Source organism: Desulfobaculum senezii (assembly GCF_054657395.1).
This window is the reverse complement of sequence record NZ_BAAHYU010000003.1, coordinates 206,443-220,789: the sequence shown is the minus strand read 5'-3', so window position 1 is coordinate 220,789 and position 14,347 is coordinate 206,443. Positions and strand designations below refer to the sequence as shown.

The 14,347-nt window shown below is 63.0% G+C and carries 11 protein-coding genes; 8 read left to right on the top strand and 3 right to left on the bottom strand.

Annotated elements, in window-relative coordinates; genetic code table 11:
* Nucleotides 1-119 precede the first annotated feature (119 nt).
* The 3 genes from treS (at nt 120) to tpx (ending at nt 5,679) form a co-directional block, all read left to right on the top strand.
* On the top strand, nt 120-3,479 hold the full coding sequence (gene treS / locus ACYQ2T_RS10120) for a maltose alpha-D-glucosyltransferase (RefSeq protein ID WP_459900337.1): 3,360 nt from the start codon (nt 120-122) through the stop codon (nt 3,477-3,479).
* A gap of 82 nt (nt 3,480-3,561) precedes the next feature.
* Nucleotides 3,562-5,076 (top strand): 4-alpha-glucanotransferase, encoded by a 1,515-nt coding sequence (gene malQ / locus ACYQ2T_RS10115; protein ID WP_459900336.1) that lies wholly within the window; start codon nt 3,562-3,564, stop codon nt 5,074-5,076.
* Nucleotides 5,077-5,166: 90 nt separating this feature from the next.
* The gene (gene tpx / locus ACYQ2T_RS10110; RefSeq protein WP_404843927.1) at nt 5,167-5,679 is read left to right on the top strand and encodes a thiol peroxidase; all 513 of its coding nucleotides are present in this window, start codon (nt 5,167-5,169) and stop codon (nt 5,677-5,679) included.
* Between the two features lie 521 nt (nt 5,680-6,200).
* On the opposite strand, the gene ACYQ2T_RS10105 is transcribed toward tpx, so the two are convergent.
* From ACYQ2T_RS10105 to ACYQ2T_RS10095, 3 genes are all read right to left on the bottom strand, one after another.
* Nucleotides 6,201-6,998 (bottom strand): sulfite exporter TauE/SafE family protein, encoded by a 798-nt coding sequence (locus ACYQ2T_RS10105; RefSeq protein ID WP_459900335.1) that lies wholly within the window; start codon nt 6,996-6,998, stop codon nt 6,201-6,203.
* A 57-nt stretch (nt 6,999-7,055) separates the two neighbouring features.
* Nucleotides 7,056-8,084, bottom strand: coding sequence for an alpha-hydroxy-acid oxidizing protein (locus ACYQ2T_RS10100; protein WP_459901614.1), 1,029 nt, complete (start codon nt 8,082-8,084; stop codon nt 7,056-7,058).
* A 103-nt stretch (nt 8,085-8,187) separates the two neighbouring features.
* Nucleotides 8,188-8,946 (bottom strand): FadR/GntR family transcriptional regulator, encoded by a 759-nt coding sequence (locus ACYQ2T_RS10095; RefSeq protein ID WP_459900333.1) that lies wholly within the window; start codon nt 8,944-8,946, stop codon nt 8,188-8,190.
* A 139-nt stretch (nt 8,947-9,085) separates the two neighbouring features.
* Between ACYQ2T_RS10095 and ACYQ2T_RS10090 the strand changes: the two genes are divergently transcribed.
* The 5 genes from ACYQ2T_RS10090 to ACYQ2T_RS10070 all read left to right on the top strand — a co-directional run bounded on the left by ACYQ2T_RS10090 (nt 9,086) and on the right by ACYQ2T_RS10070 (nt 14,133).
* Nucleotides 9,086-10,009 (top strand): ArsR/SmtB family transcription factor, encoded by a 924-nt coding sequence (locus tag ACYQ2T_RS10090; protein WP_459900332.1) that lies wholly within the window; start codon nt 9,086-9,088, stop codon nt 10,007-10,009.
* A 19-nt stretch (nt 10,010-10,028) separates the two neighbouring features.
* A complete protein-coding gene (ahcY, locus tag ACYQ2T_RS10085; protein ID WP_459900330.1) occupies nt 10,029-11,456 on the top strand; it encodes an adenosylhomocysteinase in 1,428 nt (475 codons plus the stop codon).
* Nucleotides 11,457-11,682: 226 nt separating this feature from the next.
* On the top strand, nt 11,683-12,534 hold the full coding sequence (locus ACYQ2T_RS10080; protein WP_459900329.1) for a YitT family protein: 852 nt from the start codon (nt 11,683-11,685) through the stop codon (nt 12,532-12,534).
* Nucleotide 12,535: 1 nt separating this feature from the next.
* The gene (locus ACYQ2T_RS10075; RefSeq protein WP_459900327.1) at nt 12,536-13,363 is read left to right on the top strand and encodes an SAM hydrolase/SAM-dependent halogenase family protein; all 828 of its coding nucleotides are present in this window, start codon (nt 12,536-12,538) and stop codon (nt 13,361-13,363) included.
* Nucleotides 13,363-14,133 carry an adenosylcobinamide-GDP ribazoletransferase gene (locus ACYQ2T_RS10070; protein ID WP_459900326.1) on the top strand — a complete coding sequence of 257 codons (771 nt, stop codon included), beginning with the start codon at nt 13,363-13,365 and terminating at the stop codon, nt 14,131-14,133. Before ACYQ2T_RS10075 ends, ACYQ2T_RS10070 begins: the two co-directional genes overlap by 1 nt.
* Nucleotides 14,134-14,347: the final 214 nt, after the last annotated feature.

Genomic DNA, 14,347 nt, shown 5'->3' with positions numbered 1-14,347 from the left:
GCAACGCACGCCACTTCGCACGACCCGGCAAATACGTGGAGATGCTTGGCGAATTGGGCCAGATGACGTATGGTGATTGTGACTCTCAACCCTGCGCTGAACCGTGAGGAGCCGATACAATGGCCCAGAAAAAGCCCGGCAAGATATTTGAGAACGATCCCCTCTGGTACAAGGACGCCGTCATCTACGAGGTTCACGTCCGCGCCTTTGCCGACAGCGACGGTGACGGCGTGGGCGACTTCAAGGGCCTTGCGGAAAAGATGGATTATTTGCAGGACCTTGGCGTTACCGCCATTTGGCTGCTGCCCTTCTTTCCCTCCCCCCTCAAGGACGACGGGTACGACACGTCCGACTACCGCGACATCCACCCCAACTACGGCACCATGCGCGACTTCAAGGCCTTTTTGCGCGCGGCGCACGCCCGGGGCATACGCGTCATCACCGAACTGGTGCTGAACCACACCTCGGACAAGCACCCGTGGTTCCAGCGCGCCCGCCGCGCCAAACCCGGAAGCGCCGCGCGCGACTACTACGTGTGGAGCGACACCCACAAAAAGTACGAAGAAGCGCGCATCATCTTTCAGGACTTCGAGAACTCCAACTGGACATGGGACGACGAGGCCGGGGCCTACTACTGGCACCGCTTCTACTCCCACCAGCCGGACCTGAATTTTGACAACCCGCAGGTGCGGCGCATCATGAAGCAGACCGTGGACTACTGGCTGCGCCTTGGTGTGGACGGCCTGCGCCTTGACGCCGTGCCCTACCTCTACGAGCGCGAGGGCACCAACTGCGAAAACCTGCCGGAGACCTACGACTATCTGCGCGAACTGCGCGCCCATATTGACAAAAAGTTCGACTCGCGCATGCTGCTGGCGGAGGCCAACCAGTGGCCCGAAGACGCCGTGGCCTACTTTGGCGACGGCGATATGTGCCACATGGCGTTCCACTTTCCCATCATGCCGCGCCTGTTCATGGCCCTGTGGATGGAGGACCGCTTCCCCCTGCTGGACATTCTGGAACAGACCCCGGACATCAACGCCACCAACCAGTGGGCGCTGTTCCTGCGCAACCATGACGAACTCACCCTTGAAATGGTCACCGACGAGGAACGCGACCTTATGTACCGCGTGTACGCGCGCGACCCGCAAATGCGCGTCAACCTCGGCATCCGCCGCCGCTTTGCCCCGCTCATGGGCAACAACCGCCGCATGATCGAACTCATGAACGCGCTGCTCTTCTCCCTGCCGGGCACCCCCGTCATCTACTACGGCGACGAAATCGGCATGGGCGACAACATCTACCTTGGCGACCGCAACGCCGTGCGCACCCCCATGCAGTGGAGCGCAGACCGCAACGCCGGATTCTCGCGCGCCAACCCGCAGCAGCTGTTCCTGCCCGTTATCATCGACCCGGAATACCACTACGAAACCGTCAACGTGGACGCGCAGGAAAATAACCCCCACTCCCTGCTGTGGTGGATGCGCCGCACCATCGCCCTACGCCGCAAGCACAAGGCCTTTGGACGCGGCGACATCGACTTCATCTCGCCGGAGAACAGAAAAATCCTCTGCTTTGTGCGCTCCTACGAGGACGAGCGCATCCTTGTGGTCGCCAACCTGTCGCGCTACGCCCAGCACGCGGAGCTGGACCTCTCCGAATTCGCGGGCATGGTGCCCGTCGAAATGTTCGGCCGCTCGGAATTTCCGCAAATCGGCAACCGGCCCTACACCCTGACCATTGCGGGGCACACGTTCTTCTGGTTCGTCCTCGCCCCCCTGCGCGTGGGCGCGGACATCATCACCGGCAAGACCGAAGAGACCCCGGCCTTTGCCTGCTCCGCCTCGTGGGACGAGGTGTTGGCCGCGCCGCATCTGGAGCGGTTGGAATCCCTGCTGCCGCACTATATTGCCAGCTCGCCATGGTTCTGCGGCGGCAACCGGCGCATCGCCACGGCCAGCTTCCGCCAGTGGCTCACCGTGTCCAATCTGGACCCGCCCGCCTATATCACCCTCGTGCATGTGGAATACATGGACGGCACCGAGGAGTACTATTCCGTGCCCCTTGGTTTTGCCACGGGCAACCGCGCCGAGCGCCTCTACAGCGAACAGCCGCACACCATCCTCGGCAAAATATCCATCGCGGCCAGCAACGAGGAAGGCTACCTCTTCGACGCGCTGGCATCGCGGACGTTCTGTATGGCACTCCTTGAAAACGTGCCCCGGCGCGCCGCCACCGTGGAGGCCACGGACCGCATCGCCATCAGCAGCACCCGCGCCCTGCGGCGTATGGTGCAGGATGCGGACTTCACCCTGCACTCCCCGTCCGCGCGCGTGGACCAGAACAACACCGTCATCGTCTTTGGCGACACCTTCGTGCTCAAGTTCTTCCGCCGCCTTGACCCGGACATCAGCCCGGAACTGGAAATCGGCCGCTTTCTCAACGAGCGCAACTACCCCCACAGCCCCAATGTGGTCGGCGCCATCGAGTACCGCCGCGGCCGCCATCACGCCCCCATGACGCTGGCAACCTTGACGGAATACATCCCAAATCAGGGCACGGCGTGGCATTACGTTCTGGAAATGCTCCAAGGCGTCTTTGACAGGGCGCAGGCCCGGCGCGAAGAAGCGCCGAACATCCCCGAAGAGCACATGCTTGATGTCTCCAGCATCACGCCGCCCGAGAGCGCCGCAGAAATGTTCGGCTCCTCCCTTGAGCGCTTTGCCGTCCTCGGCCAGCGCACGGCGGAGCTGCACCTCGCGCTGTCCTCACCAACAGGCACGCTGGAGCACGACGCCTTCCTGCCCGAGGACTTCACCCGCCTGTATCAGCGCTCCCTGTATCAGGGGCTGCGCAGTCACGTCGGGCGTGTGTGGCCTCAGCTCAAAAAGCGCATCGACGACCTGCCGCAGGAGGCCCTTGGCGACGCCAACTGGGCGCTGGACAACAAGGCCACCATTCAGGACTTCTACAAGAATATTACCTCCAAGCGCTTCGGCGGGCAGCGCATCCGCTGCCATGGGGACTTCCACCTCGGGCACGCCCTGCTCACCGGGCAAGACTTCGCCCTCATCGACTTTGAGGGCGACCCGGACCGCACCTACGGCGAACGCCGCTTGCTGCGCTCGCCCCTGCGCGATGTAGCCACGCTTCTGCGGTCCATGGACTTTGCCGCCTTTGCCGCGCTGTCCGCCTTTGCCGAGCAAGGCTACGCCCGAGTCAGCGACCTTTCCAACCTCTTCTGCTGGGGCCGCTACTGGCAGTACTGGGCCGGGGCCGCCTTCCTTGACGCGTACCTCGCCACCGCCAAGCAAAGCGTCATGATTCCAACCGACCCCACTGAACGGCGGCTGTTGCTCGACAGCTTCCTGCTGGACAAGGCCGTGGCCGAACTCGCCGAGGAACTGAAAAACCGCCCGGCATGGACGCAGGTTCCCCTTGCCGCCATCCGGGCCATTGTGGACAGCCCCTCGTGTTAGGCCACGCCGCGTTATCCATCATCTGACCACCCGCCCAGCCCCGCACAAGCGGGGCTGGGCCAAAACCGCTCTGGAGGATCACATGATTCTGCGCTCAAGCGGACTGCTCATGCACATCACCTCGCTCCCCAGCCCCTACGGCATCGGCGGGCTTGGGGACGAAGCCTACGCCTTTGCCGACATGCTTCACCGCACCGGCCAGCGCGTCTGGCAGATTCTGCCCCTTACCCCCACGGCGCAGTCCTCATGGAACGACCCCTATCACAGCGTCAGCGCCTTTGCGGGCAACCCCCTGCTCATCTGCCCCGCACGCCTTGTTCAAGCAGGCTGGCTGGACGAAGCCGACATCGCCTCGCCCCCAAACTTTCCCGAGCACACCGTGGACTTTGCCGCCGTCACCGAATGGAAGCAGGCCCTGTTCACCAAGGCCCACGCCCGCTTCAATCCCCAGAACCACCCCGAGTATCACCGCTTCTGCCAAAAGAGCGCCCACTGGCTGGACGACTACGCGCTCTATGTGGCCCTGCGCTCGCGCTACGGCGAAAAGCCATGGAACACATGGCCGGAGCCCCTGCGCACCCGCCAGCCCGAGGCGCTCGCCCGCGCCCGCGCCGACCTTGCCGACGTCATGGACGAAGTGCGTTTTCTCCAGTGGGTGTTTCAGGAGCAGTGGGACGCCCTCAAGGCCTACTGCCACGAGCGCAGCATTCAATTCTTCGGGGACATGCCCATCTATGTGGACCTCGACAGCGCCGACCTGTGGAGCGCCCCCCACTGCTGGAAGCTCGACGACGAGTACGTCCCAACCGTCGTAGCCGGAGTGCCGCCGGACTACTTCAGCGCCACCGGCCAACTCTGGGAAAGCCCCATCTACGACTGGGACGCCCTGCAAAAGAACAACTTCTCATGGTGGGTGCGCCGCATCTTCCGCAATCTGGACCTGTTCGACACCCTGCGCATCGACCACTTCCGCGGTCTTGTCGCCTACTGGGAGGTGCCCGCAGGCGAGCCCACAGCAATGAACGGCGAATGGGTCGAAGCGCCGGTTCGCGAATTCTTCGACACCCTCTTCGCCAGGCGTCCCACCCTGCCCCTCGTGGCCGAGGACCTTGGCGTCATCACCCCGGACGTGCGCGAGACCATGGCCCATTACGCGTTGCCGGGCATGAAGATTCTGCTTTTCGCCTTTGGCGACGACCTGCCGAGCAACCCCTACGCGCCGCACAACATCGGCCCGCACAGCGTCGTCTACACCGGCACCCACGACAATATGCCCGCCAAGGGCTGGTTCACCGACGAAGCCGACGACGCCACCCGAAAGCGCCTCATCGACTACGCCGGCCAAAACGTCACCGCCGACACCGCGCCATGGATTCTGGCGCGCATGGCCTTTCTTTCCCACGCCAAGCTCGCCATCATCCCCGTGCAGGACCTGCTGGCCCTCGGCGCAGACGCCCGCATGAACCGCCCCGGAAACCTCAAGGGCAACTGGCACTGGCGCATGCGCCCCGGCAGCATCACCACACAGCACGAAACACAACTCGCCCGTCTGACGGAGCTTTCCGGACGCGGCAACTCGCATCAGCAAAACGGCTGACGCTAAGCTCAATCTCGTGTACTACGGGCAGTGGAGCCTGCGGTAAATCGGCTCCGCATATCCTTCACCACTCACGGCAAGGAGGAGTTCATGGCAGAACGTAGCGGCATCGTAACCCTACACGGCAACGGGCTGACCCTCACAGGCTCGCCCGTGGAAGTTGGGCAAAAAGCGCCCGACTTCACCGTGCTGGACAACGACCTCAACCCCAAATCGCTGGCAGACTACGCAGGAGGCGTCCTCATCGTCTCCGCCGTGCCGTCACTGGACACGCCCGTCTGCGACATGGAGACCCGGCGCTTCAATACGGAAGCCGCCAACCTCGGCGATGTGACCATCCTCACCATCTCCACCGACCTGCCCTTCGCCCAGAAGCGCTGGTGCGGCGCAGCAGGCGTGGATAAAGTCGTCACACTGTCCGACCACAAGGATGTCTCCTTCGGTACGAACTATGGACTGCTCATTAAAGAACTGCGCCTGCTCGCACGCGCCGTTCTCGTCATCAACAAGGAGGGCGCCATCACGCATCAGGAAATCGTCAGCGAAGTCTCCAATGAGCCCGACTACAACGCGGCTATAAACGCCGCCAAAGCCGCGCTCTAGACGCACCAGTCGACACGAAGTGAAAGGCCGCCGAAAGGCGGCCTTTTTTTGGTGCCCATGGACGGGCGGCATCAGTTGTTTGTTGTGTTCCTAAATGTGCTATTGGTCTAAAATATATACTCATTTAACGAACATTTTTGCCTCCGGCGGGTTAAGGGCCGCGGGCCCTTAACGATCCCATTTGCGCACAGGCCGAGTGCCTTTATCTGGGACTGTCGTCACCCCTGACGGCTCTCGTCCGTGTGGATGGGAGAGTTTTTTTGGGGGGGGCGTTGGCGCGGTGTGAAGGGCGGTGAGCATCCCTGTCTGGCTGTTCGAAAGACGAAAGACAAAAGCAAAAGGCAGAAGATCCCGCCCGCCCACCCCTATTTTCGGGGCGGCTTCCGCCCCGAAAATCCTGGGGATTCTCAAGGGTGTCACACCCTTGAGCCGTCGGAGACAAAAAAAATCTCATAAAAAAGGCCCCGCGAAGCATTTCGCGGAGCCTTCCATTGGTCTTCCTGTCGCGGCGCGGGCACGTTCTAGAGGAGGCTCCAGAGCATACGGGTGCCGACGACGAAGAGCAGAAGGGCGAAGAATTTTTTCAGGGTCGCCACGGGCAGGGAGTGGGCGAGCTTGGCGCCAAAGGGGGCGGTAAGCACGCTCATGCTGACGATGCCAACCATCGCGGGCAGGTAGATGTAGCCGAGGGACCAATCGGGACGGCCTTCCACGCCAATACCGTTGACGAAATAGCCAAGGGTGCCGGAGATGGCGATGGGAAGCCCGATTGCGGCGGCGGTGCCGATGGCGCGGTGAATGGCCATATTGCACCACGTGAGGAAGGGCACGGACAGCGTGCCGCCACCAATGCCGACAAGGCTGGAGACAACGCCGATGACGTTTCCTGCGCCGAACATACCGGTGGCGCCGGGCAGTTCGCGGGAGGCGCTGGGCTTTTTGCCGAGCAGCATCTGGTAGGACACGTAGTAGAGGAAGATGCCGAAGAAGCCTTTGAGAATGTTGGTCGGCAACTGCGCGGCAATCCATGCGCCAAGAAAGGTGCCGGTGAGAATGCCGGGGGTCACGCGCCAAAACGCGGACCAATCAACGGCTCCCCGCCCGTGATGGGCGCGCATGCTGGACAGGGAGGTAAAGATAATGGTGGCGAGGGACGTGCCAAGGGCCATGTGCAGAATATGCTCGTGGGGCACCCCCTGCCATGTGAAGGAGAAGGTCAGCAGGGGCACGATGACCAAACCGCCGCCAATGCCCAACAGTCCGGCCAGAACACCGGCAAACGCGCCAAGAACAACGTAAAGAAGAAGCGAAGTCAGCATGATGCGCCGATTCCTTATGCAAGGGGCCGGAGCGCGGCGGCTCCGGCCCGGTTAAAGCTACTTGCCGTTGGTGTAGAGAATGTGGCTTCCGACGGCGGCGATGTCCTTGCAGCCGGTGAGCACCATGGCCTGCGTCAGCTGGGCTTTCAACGCGTCAATATAGGCCTCCACGCCTTCCTGCGTTCCGCCCACGGCGGCCACGGAGAAGGGACGGCCAATCATGACGGCGTCTGCGCCGAGGGCGACCATCTTGAGCACATCCACACCGTCGCGGATACCGCCATCAACGATGATGCCGATGCGTCCCTTCACAGCCTGCGCAATGGCGGGCAGGACGGCGGCGGTACCGGGGGCGTGGTCGAGCACGCGGCCACCGTGGTTGGACACGACAATGGCGTCCGCACCGACTTCGGCGGCCTTTTCGGCTTCGTCCACGGTCATGACGCCCTTGAGGATGAACTTGCCACCCTTGTCATGCACCTTCTGGATGATTTCACGCAGCTGGTCCGGCGTCTTGGGGGCGACGGGGCGGCCCATCTTGCGCAGGGTGATGAGTCCGGCGGCGTCCACGTCCATGCCGTAGACTTTGGCTCCGCTGTCGAAGGCCATGGCGAACTTTTCATCCAGCTCGTCGCTTTCCCACGGCTTAATGAAGGGGATGCCGTAGCCGTCCACCTTTTTCAGGCCGCCGAAGGAGGCCTCGACGATGAAGGGCGGCACGCCGTCGCCGGTACAGCCAATGATGCCGCGGGACTTGCAGCCGCCAAGGATGGCGTCCACGTATTCGGCTTCGGTGATGCCGCCGCCCATATTAAAGGACACGCCACCGATGGGCGCGGCGATAACGGGCAGGGCAAGGTCCAGACCGAGCAGAGAGGTGGAGGTATCCGGCTCGGCGGCATCATGCATGAGGCGCATGTTCAGCTGCACCTCGCGCAGGGCGCGGACGTTGCTACGGAAGGCTTCGCCGGTGCCAAGGCCGCCCATACCCGGCACTTCGCCGGAACAGGCGCGTCCGTCACAGACGGGACACACGCGGCAGTACCCTTTCATCAATTCCTTAGCCTTTGCTCGCACATCGGGCATTTCCATAATGCTACTCCGTGATGTTGATAAACGTCATATACTGATGAAATACCGGCTCCGGGGCCACGTGGTCATGACCGGGGGGCGCGGAAAAACCATTCGCTTAGTCCTCGAAGGTAAAGCCGCCCGCTACGGCAAGCCCGCCGTCGGGGAACAGCCTGTCGGCCACATCGCGCACATGGCGGGCCATGCGCCGCTCCGCGGCTGCTCCGTCGCCGTGCTCAATGGCGGCGACGATGGCCTCATGCACGGCAAGAGAGGCCATCCGCCGCTCAGAGGGTACAAGCACCTCGTCGCGGCTTTCGGCAAACATGCCATGCATACGGCCAAGCAGGCAGTGCAACAGCGCATTGCCGCACATGGACGCAAGGCTGGCGTGAAAGGCCTCGTCCTGTTTGGCTCCAGTCCCGCCACGTTCCACGTCGCGCCGCTGCATCTCCAGCGTGCCGCGCAGCGCCGCCACATCCTCGGAAGTGGCGCGCACGGCGGCCATCCGCGCCACACGCGGCTCCAGAATAAGGCGCACCTCCATTACCTCGCGCAGGCGCGTGCGCCCTTCCAGCATGGAGTCGGCAATGCCGGCCACAAGATCATCGTCCCGGCCCTGCGCCACATAGGTGCCGCTGCCGGGGCGCGTCTCCACCACCCCGCGCTGGGTCAGCACGCGGATGGCCTCGCGCACGGAATTGCGCGACACGCCAAAGGCCTCGGCCAGCCGCCGCTCCGGCGGCAGACGGTCTCCGGGGGCAAGCTCGCCGGAGGCGAGCATTTCGTTGATGCGCCGTACAATCTGCTCGTACACGGCGGAGCGCTGTACACTCCCGCCGCCTGCAAATCCTTCGGCTGGTATCCGTTGCGGCATACTTGTCCTTCTGGCAAAAATTGGTAGGACCAAAGTACCAATTGGACCACCCAAGTCAAGCCCCCAACCACATTTTGTTTCGCGGCGGTCGTGCATGCATTGACACGACGGCGCAGGCGATATATTACAATATCTCAATATGCAGATATTACAGTTTTCCAAAGCGCTGGCCGACCTCACCCGGCTCCGGCTCATCCGCATCCTTATGGAGCACGAGCTGGCCGTGGCCGAGATTGTTGAAGCGCTGGCCCTCAAGCAGTCGCGCATCTCGCGGCACCTGAAAATCCTTGCATCCGCCGGACTTGTCGAATGGCGGCGCGACGGGCAGTGGGTCTTCTACCAGGCCTCTTCGCAGGGCGAAGCTGGCGACTACCTTGCCGCGCTGTCGCCCTTTGTCCACGCCGAGGCCGACCTTGACGCCGACGCGGCAGCCGCCGCGCGCGTTGTGGCCGCACGCCGCCGCGAAACGGCGCGCTTTTTCGGCTCCATCGCCGAGGAGTGGGACCAGATGCGGCGCGACACCCTTGGGGGGCTGGACATCGCCGGGCTAGTCACCAGCCGCATGCATGGGGCGGGCACGGCCCTTGACCTTGGCTGCGGGACGGGCGGCCTGCTGACGGCCCTGTCCCAGCAGGCGGAGAGCGTTATCGGCGTGGACAACTCGCCGGAGATGCTGGACCGCGCGCGGGAAGCCTTTGGCGAACAGGCCGGGGCGTCGGGGCGCATTAGCCTGCGCATTGGCGACCTGGAACATCTTCCCGTTGCTGACGGCGAAGCGGATTTTGCGGTAATGTGTCTTTCTCTGCACCATTTGGCCTCCCCGCGCGAGGGCATTGGCGAGGCCTACCGCGCCCTGCACGGCGGCGGGCGCTTTGTCCTTGCGGACTTTGACAAGCACGAGGTGGAGGCCATGCGCACCGAGTCCGGCGACAGATGGCTGGGCTTTGCCCCCGGCGATGTCCGGGCATGGCTGGAGAAAGTAGGATTTTCCATCGTCAACGAAGACCGGTTCGAACTTCCATCGGGGCTGCGGCTTCGGGTGTTCGAGGCGGCAAAACACTAATTTCCCGGAGGAAAGAACCATGGCAGACGTACAGCCGCTGGACCTGACCCTTCCTTACAAGGTCAAGGACATTGCCGAAGCCGATTTTGGCTACAAGGAAATGCAGCTCTCCGAGCGCGAAGTTCCCGGCCTGATGGCCCTTATTGAGAAGTACGGCGACGAAAAGCCCCTGAAGGGCCTGAAAGTCACCGGCTCCCTGCACATGACCATCCAGACCGCCATGCTCATCAAGTGCCTGCACGCACTGGGCGCGGACATCCGCTGGGCATCGTGCAACATTTTCTCCACGCAGGACCACGCCGCCGCCGCCATTGCCGACTCCGGCATGGCCAAGGTGTTTGCCTGGAAGGGCGAATCCCTTGAGGAATACTGGTGGTGCACGGAAATGGCCCTCACCTGGCCCGACGGCTCCGGCCCGGACCTCATCGTGGACGACGGCGGCGACGCCACCCTGCTCATCCATCAGGGCGTGAAGGTCGAAAAGGACCCCTCCATTCTGAAGCAGAAGGTGGACAACAAGGAATTCGCCGTGGTCATGAGCCGACTGGCCGCCAGCTACGAAGCCACCCCCACCAAGTGGACCGAAATCGCCAAGAAGGTGCGCGGCGTCTCCGAGGAGACCACCACCGGCGTGCATCGCCTCTACCAGATGCAGAAGTCCGGCGAACTGCTGTTCCCCGCCTTCAACGTCAACGACGCCGTGACCAAGTCCAAGTTCGACAACCTCTACGGCTGCCGCGAGTCCTTGGCCGACGGCATCAAGCGCGCCACCGACATCATGATTGCCGGTAAGGTTGTGGTCGTCATCGGCTACGGCGACGTGGGCAAGGGCTGCGCCCAGTCCATGCGCGGCTTTGGCGCGCGCGTCATCGTCACCGAAATTGACCCCATCTGCGCGCTGCAGGCCGCCATGGAAGGCTTTGAAGTCACCACCATGGACGAAGCCGCCGCCATGGGCGACATCTTTGTCACCGCCACGGGCAACTACCACGTCATCCGCGGCGAGCACATGGAAAACATGAAGGACGAGGCCATCATCTGCAACATCGGCCACTTCGATAGCGAAATCGAAATGACCTACCTTGAGGACAACTCGGATTGCACCCGCACCGTCATCAAGCCGCAGGTGGACAAGTGGACCATGAAGTCCGGCAAGAGCGTCATCGTTCTGGCCGAGGGCCGTCTGGTGAACCTTGGCTGCGCTACGGGCCACCCCTCCTTCGTTATGTCCAACAGCTTCACCAACCAGGCTCTGGCGCAGATTGACCTCGCCAAGAACGACTACGAGCCGCAGGTCATGGTTCTGCCCAAGCGTCTGGACGAAGAAGTAGCCCGCCTGCACCTTGACCGTCTGGGCGTGAAGCTCGACACCCTGACCAAGGAACAGGCCGACTACATCGGCGTTCCCGTGGATGGCCCCTTCAAGGCCGACCACTACCGCTACTAAGCGCGGCCACGCCCGCTTTTTGGCATACTGGCTCAAGACCGAATGGGCGCCCCGTCTCCGTTGTGGAGGCGGGGCGCTTTGCCGTTGCTGGGGGCGTTTTTTCTCAAACGCACGCGCGCCGGGCTCTGACGGGTGGAATCAGGCTTCCAATTCGTGCAAAATACTGGCAAAGGGAAGCCAAACGCGGCCGCCTCCAAACCTGCCGCGAACAGCCCTGGGAGGGGCCATGCGCGACTTCACATACTCTGTACCGTGGAATCTTGCTCTCATCACCATAGGAACGGGCATCTTTGCCTTTGGCATCAAAGCCATCGCCCTACCGCACGGGTTTATCTCCGGCGGCATGTCCGGCCTTGGCCTGCTGCTGTATTACCTGACGGACAAGCTCTCGCCGGGGCAATGGCTGTTTCTGCTCAACGCCCCCATTTTCCTCTTTGGCTGGTTTGGCGTCAGCCGCCGCTTTTTCCTGTACAGCCTGTATGGGGCCATGTCCGTTGTGGTGTTCATGGAGCTTATTCCATGGCAGCTGCCGGTGCACGACCCGTGGCTGGCCGCCATTGCCGCCGGAGCCACCTTTGGCACCGGCCTCGGCATCACGTTTCGGTCGCTTGGATCCACGGGCGGTACGGACATCATTGCCGTCGCCATCAATCAGAAGTACAATCTGCGCATAGGCGCGGTGACGTTTGGCTTCAATCTGGCGCTGTTTGTGGTCAGCATGCTGTTCATGAAGGTGGACCTTGTGCTGTACTCGCTGTCCACGGTGTTCATTGCCGCGCAGATTATGGAATACGTCCTTGGGCTGTTCCATCAGCGCAAGATGGTCTTCATCATCTCGGACAAGACCGAGGAAATCGCCGCCGCCATCATGCGCGACCTGCACCGGGGCGCCACCTTCCTCGACGGACGCGGCGCCTACTCCGGCAGGCCCAAGAGCGTGCTGCTGACCGTGGTGTTCAACATTCAAGTCAAGCGGCTGGAACAAGCCATCTACGCCATTGACCCGGACGCCTTCACCATTGTGGAGAGCCCCATGAACGTCATTGGCCGCAAATTCTCCAGACGGAAGGTCTATTAGCATGACCGCGAGGACACCCGCCCCCATCGCCCTGCTGACGGACTTTGGTCTGGGCGACCCGTACGTCGCCCAGATGAAAGGCCGCATTCTGTCCCTTGTGCCGGACGCCCGCATCGTGGACATCAGCCACGGGGTGGAGCCGTTCAACTTGGCGCAGGGGGGATTCTTCCTGAACGCCAGTAGGCGGCACTTTCCCGAAGGGACGGTGTTCGCCGCCGTGGTGGACCCAGGGGTTGGCACCACGCGGGGGATTGTTCTCCTTGAAAAGGACGGGCAATCCATCATCGTCCCGGACAACGGCCTTGCCAGCCTTGTGCTTGGCAGCGGCGGGCCTGTGCGCGTGTTTGACCTGTCCGTGCACATGCACTCCCCGCGCACCGTCAGTGCCACCTTCCACGGGCGCGACGTCTTCGCCCCCCTTGCCGCGCAATTGGCGCAGGGAGCGGAGGCAGAATCCCTCGGCCCGGAAATGGCACCAGACGACCTTGTCACGCTGGACTGGGCAAGGCCCCGCCTTGAGGACGACAACGCCGCCGTCACCGCCACGGTCCTGCACGTGGACCGCTTTGGCAACTGCATTCTGAACCTGCCGGCCCGCGAGTGGCTGGACCGTCTGTGCCACTGGGAAGGGCTTGCCCTGTCCGCCAAGGGCCGCACAGGCGCCGTCACCTGCTGCCGCACCTACGCGGACCTGCCCCTTGGCAGCATGGGCCTGCTTGAAGGCAGTCAGGGCTACCTTGAACTGTCCATGAATCAGGCCTCCGCCGCCCGTCTTTTGGCCGCCACATGCGGCACCACCATAACCCTCGCCGCCGCGCAAAGGCTGTAATGCTCTTTTTCACCTCGTTTCTCGCATCCCTCAGCTTCATGACCCGCCTCGGCCCCGCCCGCATTTATGATGAAAAGACCGTTGCCGCCACCATCGGGTGGTTTCCCGTTATTGGGCTGATCATCGGCACCATTGTCACCCTGCCCTTTGCCCTTGGCGTTCTTGGCGGTCAGCCGTGGGTACAGGCGTGGCTGGTGGTTGGCGGCTCCCTGACCCTGACCCGCGCCCTGCACTGGGACGGCTGGGCCGACCTCTTTGACGGCTGGGGCAGCGGCGCGCGCGGCGAACGCTTCTGGACCATCGTCAAGGACAGCCGCAACGGCGCCTTTGGCGTTCTTGCCATGGTCATGGGCATTGCGGGACAAATCATTCTGCTGCATCAGGCGCTGGCCGCGCAGGCGTATGGCGTGGTGGTGTTTGCCTTCATCATGGGCCGCACCGTCTCCGTATGCACGGCCTACACCGGCCGCCATCTCACCCGCGACGGACAGGGTCGGCTGTTTCTGAGCGGCGCAACCACGCCCATTGTGCTCCTCGTCATCATCCAGACGCTGTGTGCCGCGCTGTTCGTCCAGCCCCTTATTTTCCTGCTTCCCACCGCCCTGCTGGCCGGACTGGGCATTATGGAAATGGCCCTGCTGGCCCGCACCCACGGTGGCATGAACGGCGACTTTTTGGGCGCGGCCGTCATCTGGGGCGAAATCTCCACCCTGCTGGGCTGGTGCATCGCCATGAACCTGACGCGCAACCTGCTGCCGCTGTTCTACTAGCCGCAGGGGAAGCCCCGCGGTCCCGACAGGTTCCCCCACCGGCGCAACACGGCACAGACGCCGAAGCCCCTGCCGCCCCACGTGGCACCGCCTCCCATCGCCGCCCTGCGCACCATCCACGGCCACACGCCGCGCCCTCAGCGGCGCCATCACCACACAAGACAAAGCGCCCCCGTCCGGAAGAGCCGAACGGGGGCGCTGTCGTACTGCGCGG